Annotated in this window: 18 protein-coding genes; 12 read left to right on the top strand and 6 right to left on the bottom strand. The window is 63.4% G+C overall.

The window, feature by feature from the left end; all coding sequences use genetic code 11:
- Window positions 1-5: 5 nt before the first annotated feature.
- From ACXZ1M_RS26110 to ACXZ1M_RS26135, 6 genes are all read right to left on the bottom strand, one after another.
- Entirely contained in the window at window positions 6-1,208 is a 1,203-nt protein-coding gene (locus ACXZ1M_RS26110; RefSeq protein WP_459050508.1) for a type II secretion system F family protein, read from the bottom strand.
- Window positions 1,208-2,911 (bottom strand): GspE/PulE family protein, encoded by a 1,704-nt coding sequence (locus tag ACXZ1M_RS26115; protein WP_459050509.1) that lies wholly within the window; start codon window positions 2,909-2,911, stop codon window positions 1,208-1,210. Before ACXZ1M_RS26115 ends, ACXZ1M_RS26110 begins: the two co-directional genes overlap by 1 nt.
- 4 nt (window positions 2,912-2,915) lie before the next feature.
- A complete protein-coding gene (locus ACXZ1M_RS26120) occupies window positions 2,916-4,628 on the bottom strand; it encodes a tetratricopeptide repeat protein (protein WP_459050510.1) in 1,713 nt (570 codons plus the stop codon).
- Window positions 4,625-6,535, bottom strand: a complete 1,911-nt coding sequence (gene mshL, locus ACXZ1M_RS26125; RefSeq protein WP_459050511.1) for a pilus (MSHA type) biogenesis protein MshL — start codon at window positions 6,533-6,535, stop codon at window positions 4,625-4,627. The genes ACXZ1M_RS26120 and mshL overlap by 4 nt, the downstream gene beginning before the upstream one ends.
- Window positions 6,536-6,610: 75 nt before the next feature.
- The gene (locus ACXZ1M_RS26130; protein ID WP_459050512.1) at window positions 6,611-7,513 is read right to left on the bottom strand and encodes an ExeA family protein; all 903 of its coding nucleotides are present in this window, start codon (window positions 7,511-7,513) and stop codon (window positions 6,611-6,613) included.
- Window positions 7,514-7,521: 8 nt separating this feature from the next.
- Window positions 7,522-8,238, bottom strand: a complete 717-nt coding sequence (locus ACXZ1M_RS26135) for an ABC transporter ATP-binding protein (RefSeq protein ID WP_459050513.1) — start codon at window positions 8,236-8,238, stop codon at window positions 7,522-7,524.
- A 131-nt stretch (window positions 8,239-8,369) separates the two neighbouring features.
- Here ACXZ1M_RS26135 and ACXZ1M_RS26140 point away from each other — a divergent pair, with 131 nt between their 5' ends.
- From ACXZ1M_RS26140 to ACXZ1M_RS26195, 12 genes are all read left to right on the top strand, one after another.
- Window positions 8,370-10,076 (top strand): GspE/PulE family protein, encoded by a 1,707-nt coding sequence (locus ACXZ1M_RS26140; protein ID WP_459050514.1) that lies wholly within the window; start codon window positions 8,370-8,372, stop codon window positions 10,074-10,076.
- A 3-nt stretch (window positions 10,077-10,079) separates the two neighbouring features.
- On the top strand, window positions 10,080-11,312 hold the full coding sequence (locus ACXZ1M_RS26145) for a type II secretion system F family protein (RefSeq protein WP_459050515.1): 1,233 nt from the start codon (window positions 10,080-10,082) through the stop codon (window positions 11,310-11,312).
- Between the two features lie 31 nt (window positions 11,313-11,343).
- On the top strand, window positions 11,344-11,850 hold the full coding sequence (locus ACXZ1M_RS26150; protein WP_459050516.1) for a type II secretion system protein: 507 nt from the start codon (window positions 11,344-11,346) through the stop codon (window positions 11,848-11,850).
- Window positions 11,851-11,870: 20 nt separating this feature from the next.
- Window positions 11,871-12,404 (top strand): type II secretion system protein, encoded by a 534-nt coding sequence (locus ACXZ1M_RS26155; protein WP_459050517.1) that lies wholly within the window; start codon window positions 11,871-11,873, stop codon window positions 12,402-12,404.
- A gap of 29 nt (window positions 12,405-12,433) precedes the next feature.
- Window positions 12,434-13,009, top strand: coding sequence for a pilus assembly FimT family protein (locus tag ACXZ1M_RS26160; protein ID WP_459050518.1), 576 nt, complete (start codon window positions 12,434-12,436; stop codon window positions 13,007-13,009).
- Window positions 12,999-13,628 carry a type IV pilus modification PilV family protein gene (locus ACXZ1M_RS26165; RefSeq protein WP_459050519.1) on the top strand — a complete coding sequence of 210 codons (630 nt, stop codon included), beginning with the start codon at window positions 12,999-13,001 and terminating at the stop codon, window positions 13,626-13,628. Before ACXZ1M_RS26160 ends, ACXZ1M_RS26165 begins: the two co-directional genes overlap by 11 nt.
- A complete protein-coding gene (locus ACXZ1M_RS26170) occupies window positions 13,625-14,515 on the top strand; it encodes a PulJ/GspJ family protein (RefSeq protein WP_459050520.1) in 891 nt (296 codons plus the stop codon). Before ACXZ1M_RS26165 ends, ACXZ1M_RS26170 begins: the two co-directional genes overlap by 4 nt.
- Window positions 14,512-14,982, top strand: a complete 471-nt coding sequence (locus ACXZ1M_RS26175) for an agglutinin biogenesis protein MshP (RefSeq protein ID WP_459050521.1) — start codon at window positions 14,512-14,514, stop codon at window positions 14,980-14,982. The genes ACXZ1M_RS26170 and ACXZ1M_RS26175 overlap by 4 nt, the downstream gene beginning before the upstream one ends.
- 118 nt (window positions 14,983-15,100) lie before the next feature.
- Complete coding sequence (locus ACXZ1M_RS26180; RefSeq protein WP_459050522.1) at window positions 15,101-16,045, top strand: agglutinin biogenesis protein MshI; 945 nt, start codon at window positions 15,101-15,103, stop codon at window positions 16,043-16,045.
- Window positions 16,042-16,713, top strand: coding sequence for a hypothetical protein (locus ACXZ1M_RS26185; RefSeq protein WP_459050523.1), 672 nt, complete (start codon window positions 16,042-16,044; stop codon window positions 16,711-16,713). The genes ACXZ1M_RS26180 and ACXZ1M_RS26185 overlap by 4 nt, the downstream gene beginning before the upstream one ends.
- The gene (locus ACXZ1M_RS26190) at window positions 16,710-17,441 is read left to right on the top strand and encodes a hypothetical protein (RefSeq protein ID WP_459050524.1); all 732 of its coding nucleotides are present in this window, start codon (window positions 16,710-16,712) and stop codon (window positions 17,439-17,441) included. Before ACXZ1M_RS26185 ends, ACXZ1M_RS26190 begins: the two co-directional genes overlap by 4 nt.
- Window positions 17,438-17,761: an MSHA biogenesis protein MshK gene (locus ACXZ1M_RS26195; RefSeq protein ID WP_459050525.1), complete on the top strand. Its 324-nt coding sequence runs from the start codon at window positions 17,438-17,440 to the stop codon at window positions 17,759-17,761. Before ACXZ1M_RS26190 ends, ACXZ1M_RS26195 begins: the two co-directional genes overlap by 4 nt.

Here is a 17,761-nt window from a genome sequence, read left to right on the forward strand (position 1 = left end):
TGGCCTCAGGTTCTGATCTTGCTGATCGTGTCGTAGATCGGGCCCATCACCGACAGCATGATCCAGCCCACCATCACCCCCAGCACCACGGTGATGGCCGGTTCGATCATCGATTGCACCTTCTCGATCATCTCCTTGACTTCGCGGTTGTAGAAGTAGCTGACGTTGCGCAGCGCGCCGTCGAGCGCGCCGGTCGATTCGCCCACCTTGAGCATGCGGATCACCAGCGGCGGGAAGATGCCGGTGTTCTGGAAGGCGGCGGTGATGCCCTGGCCCTCGGAAATCTGCTGCGCCGCGCGGCGCAGGCCGGCCGCCACCACGCGGTTGCCGACGATGCCCTCGGACAGGCGGATGCATTCGAGGATGGTGATGCCGGACGCATACATCATGGCGAAGAAGGTGGCGAAGCGCGCCAGGATGATCTTGTGCAGCACCGGGCCGACCAGCCAGATGCGCAGCTTGAAACCGTCCGCCGCGTAGCGCGCCTGTTCGCTGCGCGCCAGCCAGGCGCGCAGGCCGAAGAAGGCGACCAGCGGCAGCGCCAGCATGATGTACCAGTAGTTGATGAAGATGTTGGAGACGAAGATCAGCGCCTTGGTGTGGAACGGCAGCGTGTTGCCCATGTTCTTGACGAAGGAGGTCAGCTGCGGCACCAGGTAGATCATCAGGAAGAACATCACGCCGGTGACGAACAGGCCGACGGCGGCCGGGTACATGATGATCTTCTTGGTCTGCGAGGCCAGCTCGTCCTGCCATTTCAGGGTTTCCGACAGGTTGCGGAACACTTCCGTCAACTTGCCGCTCTGCTCGCCGGCCATGATCAGGCTGGTGAAGGTGACGTCGAACACTTCCGGATAGGCCGCCATCGAGGCCGACAGTTGCTTGCCGCCCTCGATGTTCTCGATCAGGCCGGTGATCATCTCGCGGAAGCGCGGGTGGTCGATACTGTCGCGCAGGTCGTTCAAGCCGTCCAGGATGGGCACGCCGGCGCCGGTCATCTGGTCCATGTGGAAGCAGAAATTGATCAGATCCTTGCGGGTGATCACGCGCTTGAGCGCCACCACGCGGGTGCGCGAGACGCGGCAGTCGATCAGGTCCAGCCCCATGCGGTGCAGGCGCAGCTCCAGGTCCGGCTCGTTGGCGGCGTCCATATTGCCGGGCTGGATAGCGCCGGCGGCGTCCATCGCGCGGTAGAGGTATTGCGGCATCAGCCCAGCCTTTCGGTGAGGTCCACCACGCGGCCGACTTCCTCCAGCGTGGTGACGCCTTCGAGCACGCGGCGCAGGCCGTCGTCGATCAGGCTATGGAAACCGCCGCTGGCGGCGGCCGTCTTGAGCTCGCGCGTGGAGGCGCGGCGTGCGATCAGTTCATCCAGCTCGGGCGTCATCTTCAGCAGTTCGATGATGGCGATGCGGCCCTTGTAACCCTGGTGCGAGCACTTGTCGCAGCCGACCGGGCGGTACAGGGTTTGCGGGCCGCTGTCGTCGGGGATGGCCAGCAGGCGGCGTTCGATGTCGTCGGCCACGTGGGCCTCGCGGCAGGCCGGGCACAGCTTGCGCACCAAGCGTTGGGCGACGATGCCGATGATGTTGCCGGCCATGATGTCGGGCAGCACGCCGATGTCGAGCAGGCGCGGAATCGAGCCGATGGCCGAGTTGGTGTGCAGGGTGGAATACACCTGGTGGCCGGTCATGGCGGCGGCGAAGGCCATTTCGGCGGTTTCCTTGTCGCGGATCTCGCCCACCAGGATCACGTCCGGATCTTGCCGCATCATCGAACGGATGCCTTCGGCAAAGCCCATCTTGGCCGACTCGTTGACCGAGGTTTGGCGGATCATGTTCATCGGGTATTCGACCGGGTCTTCCAGCGTCATGATGTTGACGCTTTCGGTGTTGATGTGGTTCAGGATCGAATACAGGGTGGTGGTCTTGCCGGAGCCGGTCGGCCCGGTCACCAGGATCACGCCGTCGGGACGGGCGATCATCAGCTTCAGCAGGCTCAGTTCTTCCTCGGCCAGGCCCAGGCCGTCGAGCGGCACGATGCCTTTCTGGCGGTCCAGCACGCGCAGCACGAAGTTCTCGCCGTGGGTGGTGGGCTGGGCCGAGGCGCGGAAATCGATCTGCCGGCCGCTGAACTTGATCGAAATGCGGCCGTCCTGCGGCGCGCGCGTTTCGGCGATGTTCATGGTCGACATCACCTTCAGGCGCACGGCCATGGCCGGCCAGTAGGATTTGTGCAGGCTGCGGATCTGGCGCAGGATGCCGTCGATGCGGTAGCGGATGCGCAGGAAGCTTTGCTCCGGCTCGAAGTGCAAGTCGGAGGCGCCGTTCTGCACCGCGTCGGCCAGGATGGCGTCGATCAGGCGCACCATGGGCTGGCTGTATTCGTCCGAGGTGGTGCCCAGGCTGGCGTAGTTGACTTCGCCGGTTTCGATTTCGTGCAGGATGCCGTCGATCGACAGTTCGAAGCCGTAGAACTGGTCGATGGCGCGCTGGATGTCGGACTCGTTGACCAGCAGCGGCGTGATGGTGATGCCCTTGACCAGCATGGCGCTGATCTGGTCCAGCGCGACGATGTTGCTGGTGTCGGACATGGCCAGGATCAGGTTGTCCGTGGCGCGTTCGTAGACGATCGGGAACACGCGGTAGCGCTTGGCCACGTCCTTGGGGATCAGCTTGAGGGCGATGGCGTCCACCACCAGGCTGTTGAGGTCGGCGCTTTGGGTGTTGAGGTTTTCGGACAGCGCCTCGCGTACCGTGGCTTCGGTGACGAAGCCCAGCGAGATCAGCAGTTTCCCCAACGGCTCGTTGCTGCTTTTCTGCTCGATCAGCGCGATGCGCAGCTGGTCTTCGCTGATGATGCCTTTTTGAATCAGCAGTTTGCCGAGCGGGAGTTTAGGTTGTTCGGCCATGTGTCTAGTGCGAGGTGCTCAGTTCGTGCATGCGCTTGCGCAGCGCGTTGCGGTCGAAGCCGACGGCCTTGTCCTGCGCCAGCGCCAGCGCGCGCTGGTAATAGGTCAGCGCCAGCTTGGGCTGGTTCAGGCGGTCCAGGCCGACGGCCAGGTTGTAGGCGTAGTCCGGATTGTCCGGCGCCGCGCCGGTGGCGCGGAAGTAGGCCTGTTGCGCGTCCGACCAGCGGCCTTGCTGCGAGTACAGGTTGCCGAGCGCGAACAGCACCGGCGCCGCTTCCGGATTGCCGGCCAGGATGGCTTTCAGGCGCGCTTCGCTCTGGCTGATGTCGCCCTGGCGCAGGCCGATCAGGCCGGCGGTGGCGGCGCCGTCGTTGGGCGCCAGTTCCAGCAGGCGCAGGTAGTAGGCGGCGGCCTTGTCCTTCTGGTTCTGGCGCGCGGCCACGGCGGCGGCGCCGAGCAGGGCGTCGCGGTTGTTGGGGTCCTGGCTTAGCGCGGCGTCGTACTGTTGCTGGGCGGTGGGCAGGTCGCCGCTGTTGAAGGCGGTGTAGGCGCCGTCCAGCGCCGGCGACACGGCCGACGGCTGGCTGCTGCGGGCCACGCGGATCTCGCCGCTCTCGGCGGCGGCCAATGGCGGCATCTGCTCGACGCGCGGCGCGGTGGCGGCGGCCGTGGCCGCCTGGATGGCCTGGCGTGCGGCGGCCAGCTCTTCCTCGGTCTTGGCGATGCGGCGTTCCAGCGCCTGCTGGGCGGCGCGGTTGCCGCCGCCCGAAGACAGCATCGGGTCGTCGAGGGCGGCGTCGGCGTTGGCGGACGGATCGCCGGCTGTACCGCCAGCCGAGGCGCCGGGAGCGATGACGCTGACGATGGCTTGCGCGGGCGTGGCGCCGGTGGCGCCGGGTGGCGGCATCGGCACGGGTGGCAGGTCGGCGCCGGCGCCCGGCGCGGTCAGGGCGCGCCAGTAGTACAGGCCGAAGCCGCCGACCAGGATCACCACCAGGGCGATCAGGCCGATCAGGCGCAGGCGTTCCGGGTCCATGCCGGTCGGTTCGGTGGTGGCTGCGGCGCGCGCGCGGGCGCGGGCGCGGGCGGCGGCGCGCGGTTTGTCGTCGCCAGCCGGCGCGGCGCCTTTACCGGCGGCGCTGGCTTGTGCGGCGCTGGCGCGCGCTGCGGCGGCGGCTGTTGCGGCTGAGTTAGCTGCGCCTGCTGCTGTTTCCGCAGCGGCCGTGGCAGCTGCAGTTGCAGCCGCTGCGGTGGCGCCTGCTGCCGCGGCGTCAGCCGGGCGAGTGGCGTAAGTCGATGCTGGCTGGGCAGAGGCGCGCGCCGCCGTTGCGGTCGCTGTTGATGGCGCCGGCGCGCTGGCCGGAGCTGCCGCTGCCGGGCTGGCCGGCGCGGACGGATCGGGCACCAGATCCAGCGTCAGGCCGGCGTCCTTGTGGTCGCTGGCGGCGGGCAGGGGGCTGGGCGATGGACGCGGCTCGCTGGCGGCCGGCGCGGCGCCGCCCGGTGCGTCGCCCGCCATCGGCTCCAGGCTCAGGCCTTCCAGGCTGAACGAACGCGCGGCCGGCGCCGGGGCCGGCGCGGTTGCCGGCCTGGCCGGTTCCGGCGTCAGCGCCAGGATCTCGTCAAACGCTTCCGACGGTTTGTCCTGCTCGTCGTCGGCGAGCGAGTTTTGTTTTGCGCGCTCGGCTTTCTTGAGCGCCTGCATTAAGAGACTCATGATCCATTGGCCTTAGGAGCGGGGGACTGTTCGGTTCGGGGCGTTTGGCCCGGCAGGATGTAGCGGTAATCCTTGTAGTCGCCATTGAGGCTGGCGTCCTTGACCACCACCGGGCGCATGAAGATCACCAGTTCGGTCTTGGTGGTGTTCTCGTTGCGGTAGGAGAACAGGTCGCCGAACACCGGGATACGGCCCAGCAGCGGCACGCTGTCGCGGGTGTTGTCCACCGAATCCTGCATCAGGCCGCCCATCACGGCGATCTGGCCGCTGTTGACCTTCATGATGGACTCCAGCTCGCGCGCCTGGATCACCGGCACTTCGCTGGTGACGTTGGCGGCGGCCAGCGCCGGGTTCGGGTCCTTGACCTTGCCGACCACGCGGGTAATCGTCGGCCGCACGTTGAGGGTGACTTCGTCGCTGTCGGAAATCTGCGGCGTCACGCTCATGACGAAGCCGACCGGCACCGTTTCCAGGCGCGATTCGTAGGTAGCCGGCGTGCTCACGCCGCCGTTGGCGTTGAGGATGGCCGGCGTGACCTTGATCGAGAAGAACACATTGTTGTCGACCACCTTGAGCAGCGCGGTCTGGTTGTTCAACACGCTGATTTTCGGGCTCGACAGCACTTTCACCTTGCCGAACGATTCCAGCAGCTGGATGGTGGCGGCGATGTTGCCGAGCCGGCTGGTCGGGTTGACGTAGTTCAGCACGAACAGGCCCGGCGTGGCGCCCACCGCCACATTGCTCGGCAGGCCGGCGGTGCCGACCGCGCCCTGGGTCATTTTCAGGCCGCCGCCGCCGATGCTGGCCCAGTTGATGCCTTGCTGGTAGGCGTCGCTGAGCTTGACTTCAATAATGGTGGCCTCGATCAGCACCTGGCGCTTGGCCGCGCCCAGCACCACGTCGAGGAATTGCTGGATCTTGTCGTGCTGGCGCGCGGTGGCGCGCACGGCGATCAGGCCGCCCTCAGCATTGACGATCACCGAGTTGCGCGCGCTGGCGCGGTTATCGACCCCGCCTGCGGCGACGCCAGCCTGGCCGAGGCCGTTGGCTCCCGGTTGGCCCAGGCCGTTGATTCCCTGCTGCCCCAGGCCGTTGGCTCCGGCCTGCGCCTGAAGGCCGCCCAAGGAATCGGATGTGGCACTGTCCGACGAGGAAGCGCGCAACATGTCGCGGATGTTCTTTTCGAGGACGTACCAGAAATTGTTGTCCGAACGGTTGTTGACCACCGTGGTGGAATTGTTGTTGCCGTTGCCGGACGGGCCGTTGTTCGTAGGCGGTTGCGAACCGTTGTTGTTGTTATTGTAGTTATTATTATTGTTGTTGCTGTTGCCGCTATTATTCGATTGGTTGTAGCTCTGTTGCTGCGATCCCTGATTGGCGCTCGCGCCCGAGTCGCCGTTGTTGCCGCCGCCGGTGGTGGAAATCTGGGTGGCGATGTTCACGCTGCTCGTGGTGCTGCGCGCGATGTTGACGTAGTCGACCTTGTAATTGCGCCACTCCGGCGTGTCCGGCAGCACGATCAGGGTGCTGCCGCTGATTTCATAGCGCATATCGACCTGGCGCTGGATGCGGCTCAGCAGTTGCGGCAGCGTCTGGTCCAGCGCGTTCAGCGTGACCGTGCCCTCGATGCCGGGATGGACGTCGACGTTCAGGCCGGCGTCGCGCGCCAGCGCGAACAGCAGCGACTGCACCGGCACCTTGTGCACGGTCACGCTGTAGGTTTCCACCTTGGCGGCCGGTTTCGGCGGCGGCAGGGCCACGCTTTGCTGCACTGTGTCAGGAATCGCCCCGGCCGCCGGTGGCGGCTCGCTGATGTGGACCGGGGAGGGGGAAATGGTTTGGCTGGCGCAAGCACTCAGCAGGACGCTGCAGACTACAGGGACCAGAGGGGAGCTGAAGTTTTTCATCGTTTCTTTAAGGCCCAGGAGAATGCAGGAAGTTGTTCTTTTTGTTGTGCTTTTGCAATTATAGGTGCCATCATCTTATAAAAATGCTGCCACTGCAAGGACGAGGCCGCAGATGGCCCCAATTAATACGACCATCAAAACAACAGGTTTTGGCCGCCAGCGGCCGCGCCGCCGCCCGAATGGCGATTCCAGGATGGCCTGGCGGGCGTGATGCACGTCGACCGTCTCGGCGTCGTCGGCAAACGCGGCCAGCAGCGCCTTGTCGGCCAGGATGTTGATGCGGCGCACGATGCCTTGCGAGGCCTCGGCGATGAGCCGGGCGGCAGCCGGGCTGAACAGCGCCGGACCCGCGTGGCCGGCCGCGCGCAGGCGGAAGGCCAGGAAGTCGCCGGTCAGGTCGGCCTGCAGCGCCGGCACCTGGAAACTGTGGGTGATGCGCTCCTTCAACTGGCGCATGCTCGACAGTTCCAGATGCTGGTCCAGCTCCGGCTGGCCGAACAGCACGATCTGCAGCAGCTTGCTGCGCGCGGTTTCCAGGTTGGTCAGCAGGCGGATCGCTTCCAGCGTATCGAGCGGCATGGCCTGGGCTTCCTCGACCAGCAACACCACCTGGCGGCCCGCGCTGTGGCGGGCGATCAGCTCGGCGTGCAGGGCGCGTTGCACCTCGTCGGCGCGCTGGCCGCAGGTCGGCAGGCCCAGTTCGGCGGCGATGGCGTGCTGCACTTCCAGCGGGTTGAGGTTGGGATTGACCAGGTAAATGACGTCGATGTGCGGCGGCATGCGGCTTTCCAGCATGCGGCACAACATGGTCTTGCCGGTGCCGACTTCACCGGTGAGCTTGATGATGCCTTCGCCCTGGCCGACCGCATACAGCATGGCCTCCAGGATATCGCCACGGGCGTTGCCGGAATAGAAAAACGCCGGATTGGGCGTGATGTTGAACGGCGATTCGCGCAGGCCGAAGTGGGATTGGTACATGGTCGTGGTCACGCTATGCAATTCAGGAAAGCTTGTTCCAGCGTCTGCGCGCCGTATGCGGCGCGGCATTCGGCCGGCGTGCCGCTAAAACGGATGCGGCCGTCGTGCAGGATGGCCATGCGGTCGCACAGCTCGTCCACGTCGGCCAGCGCGTGCGAGGTCAGGAACAGTGTACTGCCGGACTGGTGCAACGCGCGCAGCTGGTTTTTCAACAGTGCGCGCGCTTTCGGGTCGAGCCCGCTCATCGGTTCGTCCAGCACGTACAGCGGCTTGCGCGCCAGCAGGCAGGCGGCCAGCCCGAGTTTCTGCGTCATGCCCTTGGAATAGCTGCGCACCGCGCGCTTGAGCGCAGCCGGATCGAGGTCCAGCGCGCTCAGCATGGCGTGCACCGTTGGCGGCTCGTAGGCCAGTCCTTGCAGGGTCAGCAGATAACGGATGAAGTCGGCGCCGGTTAAATAATAGGGCGGCGTAAACCGTTCGGGCAGGAAGCCCAGCGGCCGGCGTGCGGCGGGCTGGGTGTGCGGCTGGCCGAAGATCTCAATGCCGCCGCCGTCCAGCGCGCAAAAGTCGAGCAGGCATTTGATCAGGCTGGTTTTGCCGGCGCCGTTGACGCCGACCAGGCCGAAACACGCGCCGGCGCGCAGTTCCAGGTCCACGCCGTGCAGCACGGAGGCTGCGCCGTAGCGTTTGACGACTTGCTGTAAGCGCAGGGCTGGAACGGTCATGGAAGCTGGGACGAATGAAACGAACCACACTGTAGCGCATTCGTGCGAAGAATGCGACATCACCTCGCGCTGAGTGCGGTTTCTGGACTAGAATGGCCGCAAGTTTTGTTGAGCATCTTCAAGGAGCGGGTATGTCGAGGCCGGAGAAAGTCAGGCTGGGGGAAATCCTGGTGCAGCAAAAGCTGCTCTCGGAAGAGCAGCTGGGTCTGGCGTTGGCCGACCAGAAACGCAGCGGGCGCAAGCTCGGGCGCGTCTTTGTCGAGAATGGCTATGTTACCGAGGAACAGATCGCCGGCGCGCTGGCGCGGCAGCTGAACATCCCGTACCTGAACCTGAAGTTCTTCAACATCAATCCCGAGATCGTGCGGCTGCTGCCGGAAACCCAGGCCCGCCGCTTCCGCGCGCTGGTGCTGGAAGACCGCCATGGCGTGCTGCTGGTCGGCATGTCCGATCCGACCGACCTGTTCGCGTATGACGAGATCGCCCGCATCGTCAAGCAGGGCATCGAGCTGGCCGTGGTCAACGAGACCGAGGTGCTGGCCGCCATCGACCGCATCTACCGCCGCACCGATGACATTTCCGACCTGGCGCGCGAGCTGGAGCAGGATCTGGGCGACGTCTCGGTCGACTTCGGCGCGCTGGCCGCCGCCAATCCCAACCTGGAAGAAGCGCCGGTGGTCAAGCTGCTGCAGTCGGTGTTCGACGACGCGGCGCAGGTGCGCGCTTCCGACATCCACATCGAACCGCAGGAAGGCCGGCTGCAGATCCGCTTCCGCATCGACGGCGTGCTGCACCTACAGACCGAATCCGATATCAAGATCGCACCATCGCTGGCGCTGCGCCTGAAGCTGATGTCGGACCTCGACATCTCCGAAAAACGCCTGCCGCAGGATGGCCGCTTCGCCGTGCGCGTGAAGAACCAGCGCATCGACGTGCGTATCTCGACCATGCCGACCCAGTACGGCGAGTCGGTGGTGATGCGTCTGCTGAACCAGAGCGGCATGCAGCTCAAGCTGGACGCCATCGGCATGCCGCGCGCCATGCTGGAAAAATTCCGCGCCATCGTCCAGCGTCCCAACGGCCTGGTGCTGGTGACCGGGCCGACCGGCTCCGGCAAGACCACCACGCTGTATTGCGCGCTGTCCGAGCTGAACTCGGTGGAGAAAAAGCTGATCACGGTGGAAGACCCGGTCGAATACCGGCTGGCCGGCATCAACCAGGTGCAGGTCAACGAAAAGATTGAACTGAACTTCGCGCGCGTGCTGCGTTCCGCGCTGCGGCAAGACCCGGACATCGTGCTGGTCGGCGAGATGCGCGACCAGGAAACCGCCGCCATCGGCCTGCGCGCCGCCATGACCGGTCACTTGGTGCTGTCGACGCTGCACACCAACGACGCCCTCAGCACGCCGCTGCGCCTGATGGACATGGGCGTGCCGCGCTACATGGTCGGCAGTTCGCTGCAGGCCGTGCTGGCGCAGCGCCTGGTGCGGGTGATCTGCGAGAGCTGCACCACGCCTTATGAACCGACGCCGACCGAACGCGAATGGCTGAGTCTGGAACTGAACGACAAGGTCGACAAGGGCCGCTATTTCCACGGCAAGGGCTGCTCGCATTGCAACGGCATGGGCTATCGCGGCCGTACCGGCGTGTACGAGTTGCTGGAGATGACGCGGGCGGTGGTGGACGCCGCCAACGACGCCGATCCGGCCAACTTCCTGAAGGCGGCCGCTGCGCAGATGGCCGGCGAAACGCTGCGCCGGCATGCGGTGGCGCTGGTGATCCAGGGCCGCACCACGGTGTCGGAAGCGATGCGCATCAGCAACCAGGTCGAGGACTAATCCGTGCCTTTCTTCGCATACAAGGGCCGCAATGCGCGCGGCGAGCTGATGCAGGGCGTACTGGAGGCCGTCGATAGCGGGGCGGTGGCCGATCAGCTGTTCAACACCGGCGTGACGCCGATCGAGATCGTGGTGACCAAGAAAGCCGCCACCACCGCCGACGGCGAGACCTGGTGGGCCAGGCTGCTGGAGAAGAAGGTCACGTCGATGGATGTGCAGTTGTTCAGTCGCCAGATGTATACCCTGCTCAAGTCCGGCGTGCCGATCATGCGCGGCCTGGCGGGCTTGCAGGAATCGGCGGTGAGCAAGTCGTTCGCCAAAGTCATCAAGGATTTGCGCGAGTCGCTCGACGCCGGCCGCGAACTGTCGGCCGCCATGCGCCGCCATCCTGATGTGTTTACGCCGTTTTATCTGTCGATGGTGCGGGTGGGGGAGATGACCGGGCGGCTGGAGGAGGTGTTCCTGCGATTGTTCGACCACCTGGAGTTCGACCGCGACATGCGCGAGCGCGTCAAGAGCGCGACGCGCTATCCATCCTTCGTGGTGATCGCCATGGTGCTGGCGATGGTGGTGGTGAATATGTTTGTGATTCCGGCGTTCGTCGGGGTGTTCGCGCGGTTTAATACCGAGTTGCCGCTGATGACGCGCATCCTGATCGGCACGTCCAATTTCACCGTGCGCTACTGGCCGGTGATGGCGGTGGCGCTGGTGGCCGGTATTTGGGGCTTTCGCGCCTGGGTCGGTACGCCCAAGGGTCTGTATCAGTGGGATAAGTTCAAGCTGCGCGTGCCGGTGGCCGGGAAGATTATCCTGAAGGCCACCATGGCGCGATTTGCTCGCAGCTTTGCCTTGTCCAGCCGCAGCGGCGTGCCGATCGTGCAGGCCTTGACAGTGGTGGCGCAGACGGTGGACAACGCCTACCTGACCGCCCGCGTGGAGCAAATGCGCGACGGTGTCGAGCGCGGCGACAGCATCCTGCGCACGGCGGCCGCCACCAATGTGTTCACGCCGGTGGTGCTGCAGATGATTGCGGTGGGCGAGGAGAGCGGCTCCATCGACGATCTGATGGATGAGATCGCGCAGATGTACGAGCGCGAAGTGGATTATGAGCTGAAGACGCTGTCGGCGCAGATCGAGCCTATCCTGATCGTCTTCCTCGGCATCATGGTGCTGGTGCTGGCGCTCGGTATCTTCCTGCCGATCTGGGATCTGGGTAAAGCGGCGTTGCGTCACTAAGGTTGATATTGTGACATTCTTGGCAAGATTTGTGTCGGCGAAACAACGGGGCGCGAGTTTGCTCGAATTCGCCGTCAGCGTGGCGGTGATCGGCATTTTGATGGCGCTGCTGTTGAAAACCATGTGGTATTACCAAGGCGCGGCGGAGCAGCGCGCCGTACAGATGACGGTGGCGAACGTGCGCACTGCCTTAGAAATTAAGGTATCTGAAGCTAAATTGCCGGGGCGAAATATCGATTTAACGTTTTTGGCCGAAGAAAATCCGTTTAATTTGCTAAAAGATAAGCCGGTCAACTACATCGGCGAATTATTTCACCCGCATGACAGTGACATCGGTCCGGGTAATTGGTGTTTTGACCGTTCTGATAAAAGTCTGATTTATTTGTTAAATAATAGAAATTCTTTTGTAGATGCTCAATCGAAACACTTGAAATTCAAGGTAAAATTATTTCGCTTGCCCCATAGCCCCGCCAAGCCGTCAGGCACACAAGACCTTATAAGTGTGGCCTTTGAGCAAGTTAAGGATGATCCTTCTTAGACGATTTGGAGAAAAAGTACATGAACAAGCCAGCAATGACCGCAATGCGCAAACAAGCCCAAGGCGGCTTCACGCTGATCGAACTGATTGTAGTGATCGTGATCCTCGGTATTCTGGCGGCCACCGCCTTGCCGCGCTTTTCCAGTTTGAGCGGGGATGCACGCATCGCGTCCCTGAATGCCGCGCGCGGCGCGCTGTCATCCGTTGCCGCCACGGTGCACGGCCAAGTGCTGATGAATCCGGCAAACGCCGCCGCAGGCTTTAATTACGAGGGCACTACTGTTGCTGTCACCAATGGTTATCCAGCCGCTGATGCGAATACCGCGCTCGCTGCTGGCTTGACCGCCACTGACTACTCCGCTTACACGGCAACGCCGGTGGCTAGTGGCTTCCCGGTCGTCCCTGCTGGTTCGATGGTTATTCAGTCCGCCACGCTGGCAGGCGCTACGACCACTGCAGCGAAGAATTGCTTCCTGGTGTACACGCCAGCCGCCGCCGGTGGGCAACCGACTATCGCGCTGGCGGCCACGGCTACTCCGGATAATTGCAACTAATTCCTCGCTGGCGCTAGCCTGGAGTTGTGGTGCGCCGCAAGTCGCTTCGTTCCTGTGCCGGCTTCACGATAGTGGAGCTGATCACAGTGATGGTGCTGATCGGCATACTGGGCGCGATCGGTTACGGGCGTTTTGCCGATACCGCCACCTTCAGCAACCGCGCCTACGCCGATCAGGTCAAGAGCCTCATTCGCTACGCGCAAAAGCTGGCCATTACCCAAAACCGTCCCGTGTTCGTGCGTTCCCAGCCGGGCGGGTTTGCGGTGTGCTTTGCCAATACCTGTCCCAACGCCGGACTGGCGCGCGCGCCGGGCGGCAGCAATAGCGGCAGCGCGGGCACCCGTACCTTCTGCCGGCTGAACAACTTCTATATTGCCAACTGGATGTGCGAAGGCCGTCCCAACGCCAACCTGGTCGTTACTGCGGACAGCGTGCGCAACGAATTCGGCGCCGCCGGTGTTTTCTCTTTCGATGGACTGGGCCGTCCTTACAACGCGAATGACGCCATCGGCGCCTCGACCTTCACCCGTATGGTTCTTACGTTCACGCAGGGCACCAACGTTTCCAGCATCACCATCGAACCGGACACGGGCTATGTTCACTAAGCGCCAGACGGGGCTGACCCTGATCGAGCTGGTGATTTTCATGGTCATCATGGGCGTCGCGGCGGCGGGCGTTCTGGGCGTACTCAACATGGGTGGTGGCGCCAGCGCCGATCCTGTGCGGCGCAAGCAAGCCCTGATGATTGCGGAAGCCTTGATGGAAGAAGTTCTACTCGCGCGTTTCTCCTGCGGCCAGCCCAATCCCAACGTCGATATCGTAGCGGGGCCGGGGACCTGCGCGAACCAGGTGACCATCGGCATACCCGCTGGATCCCGACCTTACGGTAACGTTGCCAACTACGGTAGCTTGGACGGCGTCGCCAACCGCACTTTTGCCGTTGGCGGCGTGGACGTCGACATCAACGGCGTGCCGCTGGGACGGGACGCGGGTCTGAATACGATAGGCAACGCTTCGCTCGGCGGCATCACTAGCACGGTGACTTTGCGCTATCTTCCCACTGCCGCCGAGGGTTTGGGGCCTGCTGCGAACCAGATCAGGTCAAGCGCATTGGAGGTCAGGGCATTGCGCATCACTATTCGCACCACCTACGGTACCGGCAATAATGATTTCGTGGAGCTGGATGCCTATCGCACGCGTTACGCGCCGACGGTGACGCCATGATGAAATCGCGCCCGCCCATCCCACGCACGCAGCTGGGCTTCACGCTGGTGGAAGCGATCATCGTCATGGTGCTGACCGGTATTCTGGCCGGGACCATGATGTTGTTCCTGCGCCAGCCGGTGCAGAATTATGTGGACGCCGCCGCGCGCGCCGACCTGAGCGATACGGCCGATCTGGCCTTGCGGCGCATGGCGCGCGAGCTGCGCGGCGCGCTACCCAACAGCGTCCGGGCGATGTTCGCCAACGGCGTCTGGTATGTGCAGTTCATTCCGGTCAAGGCCGGCGGCCAGTATCTGGCTGTGGAAGACGAAGTGGCCAATGGCACTCCTTTGGATTTCGTTGGAGGGGGCAACCAATTTAGTGTTGTCGGCCATATGCCCGCCGGTGCCGCCGCCATCAACCCGGCAACCGATTCCATCGTCATCTATAACCTGGGTAACGGCATAGCCGGCGCGGACGCCTACGCGCAAACCAACCTCGCGCGGGTCAATGCAGTGAATAACATGCCGAATGGCTGGCTGATTACGCTGGCAAACAACCCATGGGGCGGCGCAACGCCGAATGCTTCTCCCGAGCACCGGTTCAGCGTCGTTACCAGTCCCGTCACTTTCCGGTGCGAGGGCAACGCTACTGGCACAGGTACGCTGGTACGTATTGCTAATCAGGCCTTTACCGCCGCGCAGGTGCCGCAGGCGCTGACGCCGGACATGCCTCGGCTGGCAACCAATGTCCTGGCTTGCAACTTCAGCGCGGATCAAGCTGCCAATGTGAATACCGGCATGATTGGCATGTCGTTGGCGCTGGCGCGGCCGCGCGTCGGCGGGGCAGCTAACGGACTGGAGACGGTGACGCTGGTTCATCAAATTCACGTGGATAACACGCCATGATGCCGCATATCTTACGCAAACAAACCGGGCTGGCGCTGGTGACCGCCATCTTCCTACTGGTGGTGCTGGCCGGATTGGCGGTGGCCGTGGTGTCGCTCAGGACCTCGCAGCAAGACTCGTCGGTCAAGGATGAATTGGGTACGCGCGCATACCTTGCGGCGAAAGGGGGCATGGACTGGGCGCTATTCACAGCGCTGCAAGGCCCGGCCGCCACGCGTGCCGCCAATCTCTGTAACGCGGCACCAGTGAACTTCACTTTGCCGCCCAACACCACATTGTCTGCATTTTCCGTGAATATTACTTGTACGTTTGACCCGCTTGGCCCGCGTTCCTACGGCGACGGCAGCCCCAATGATCGGACCGCTGGCCACTTCCTGATCACCGTTACGGCCTGCAATGCCGCAGCCTGTCCCGCCGCCGTTCCCGGACCTGATTACGTGCAGCGGGTGATCACCGCGCAGCTTTAAAGACGCAACTGTGTGGAAATGTGTGTATTTTTGCGGAATCATTGTAATTTTAAGCATGAAAAGATCTACAACTTGAATATAATCAATCGTCTAGCGCGCAAACTTCGTGTGTTGATCTATGAGCTTCTTTAAGCGAGCTAAAAAAACCGATGGATGGCTTACTGTCACTTTTCTGAGGGACGGTGTTTGCGCGGGCCGCGTTCAGCGCAGGCGCGACGCCAAGGCCATCGTCGAGCTGTCGGCGTTCTATCCGTCCGACGCCGCCGTCTCGCCCGAAGCGCTCGACAAACTCAATAAAGACCTGAAGGCCGGCGGCTATTCCTGCGGCACCATGCTTAGCGGCGGCGAGTACCAGCTGCTGATGGTCGACGCTCCGAACGTGCCGCAAGACGAATTGAAAACCGCCGTGCGCTGGCGCTTGAAGGATATGCTCGACTTCCACGTCGACGACGCCACCATCGACGTGCTCGACATTCCGGTCGATGCCAGCAACGCCGCGCGCGGCCACTCGATGTTTGCCATCGCCGCCCGCAATGCCTTGATCCAGTCGCGCCAGGCACTGTTCAGCGAAGCCAAGCTGGCGCTGACCGTGATCGATATTCCCGAGATGGCGCAACGGAATATCTCGGCGCTGCTGGAGACCGAGGGGCGCGGTCTGGCCATGCTGTCCTTCGACGGCGACGGCGGCCTGCTGACGATTACTTTCAAGGCTGAGCTGTACCTGTCTCGTCGCATCGATGTCACGCTGGCGCAACTACTGGAGCGCGATTCCGAGCGCCAGCAAACCTATTTCGACAAAATCACGCTGGAGCTGCAACGCTCGCTCGACCACTTCGACCGCCAGTTCTCGTTTGTGAACGTGATCAAGCTGCTGCTGGCGCCGACCGGCGCCGATGGCCTGCACGAACACCTGGCCACCAATCTATACATGCCGGTGGAAGCGATGACGCTGGACGATGTGTTCGATCTCAGCAAAACACCGGAACTGCAGGACGCGGCCCAGCAGCAGCGTTTCTTCCTGACGCTGGGTGCGGCGTTGCGGCATGAGGAGGTGCATCTGTGAGCCAGCAGATCAATCTCTTCAATCCCATCTTCCTCAAGCAGAAGAAGATTTTCACCGCCTTGCCGATGGCCGAGGCGCTCGGCGTGATCGTTGCCGGCGCCTTGCTGCTGACCTGGTATGCCGGTCAGAGCGTGGCCGCGTTGGAGCAGGAAGCCATTGCCGGCAAAGCCGCGCTGGCCAAACGCGAGCAGCGCCTGGTGCAGACCAAGGCGCAGTTCGCGCCGCGCGCCAAGGATCCGTCGCTGGCGTTGCAACAAGCCGAGGCCGAGGCGGAACTGAAGGCGCTGCATGATGTGACCTCGGTGCTGCAGGGTGGCGCGCTGGGGAATACATCCGGCTATGCGGAATACTTCCGCGCGCTGTCGCGCCAGAACGTCAGCGGCTTGTGGCTGACCGGTGTGAGCATCAACGGCGCTGGCAATGACATCGGCGTGCAGGGCAGGGCCATGCAGGCGACCTTGATTCCAAACTATATCGCCCGCCTGACCGCCGAACGCGTCATGCGCGGCAAGAGCTTTGCTACGCTGGATATCGGGCGGCCGCAGAATTCGGCGGTGTCTGCGCCAGCAGCGCCGGTTGCCAACGGAGCCCCGGCGCCGGCGGTATCGGCGGCATCGCCGTTTGTGGAATTCAACCTGCAAACGACGGCGCAGGAGGTGGTCAAATGAAACAACAGCTTCTGCAACAATGGATTAAGCTCAGCACCAAACTGGATGCCATGACCCTGCGCGAGCGCGCCATGGTGTTTGCGGCGATCGTGGCCGGCATTCTGTTCCTGCTGTACACGATGTCGGTGGAGCCGCTGCTCAACAAGCAAAAGCTGCTGCGCATGCAGGTCAAGCAGCAGCAGAACCAGATCAGCGGCATCGACATGGAGATCGCCGCCATAGCGCAGGGCTTCGTGGTCGATCCGGATGCGGACGCGCGGGCCAAACTGCAAGCGCTGCGGCGCGACATCGATACCACCAGCGCCGGCCTGATGGCGGTGCAAAAAGGCTTGGTGGCGCCGGATAAGATTGTGCCGCTGCTGGAGCATCTGTTGCGCGGCAATGGCAAGCTGAAGCTGATGTCGATGAAGACCTTGCCGGTCACCGGCTTGAACGAGACCGCGCTGCCCGCCAACCCAGCGCCTGCGGGCCAGGCGGCGAGCCAGCCAGCGGTTGCGGCAGCGCCGAATGCGTCGGCCAAGCCGCGCGAGCTGCTGTACCGCCACGGCGTCGAGATCGTGCTGCAAGGTAGTTATCTGGACATGGTCACTTATATGGACGCGCTGGAATCCTTGCCAGTGCAGCTGTTCTGGGGCAAGGCCCGGCTGGACGCGCAACAGTACCCGAACTCGCGCCTGACCTTGACCCTGTACACCTTGAGCCTGGATCAGAAATGGATGAAACTATGAAGCGCCTGCTCTGCACAGTCTTGTTGCTGACAGGGGCGGCGCAGGCGCAAACCCTGGTCGATCCGACCCAGCCGCCGCCCGAATCGCGCCTGTTGCCGACGTCGGAAGCGGCAGTGGCGACGCCGACAGGCCCGCAGCTGCAATCGGTGCTGATCGGTTCGCGCGGGCGCGAGGTCGCCGTGATCGACGGCCAGACGGTGCGCAAGGGTGAAAAGTTTAACGGTGCGGTGCTGGTGGAAGTCCGCAAGAATCAGGTAGTCCTGCAAAACGGCCGGAGCAAGCAAGTGTTGACCTTGTTCCCCGAACCGCCGCACAAATAA

The sequence above is a fragment of the Duganella paludis genome (genome assembly GCF_054461335.1).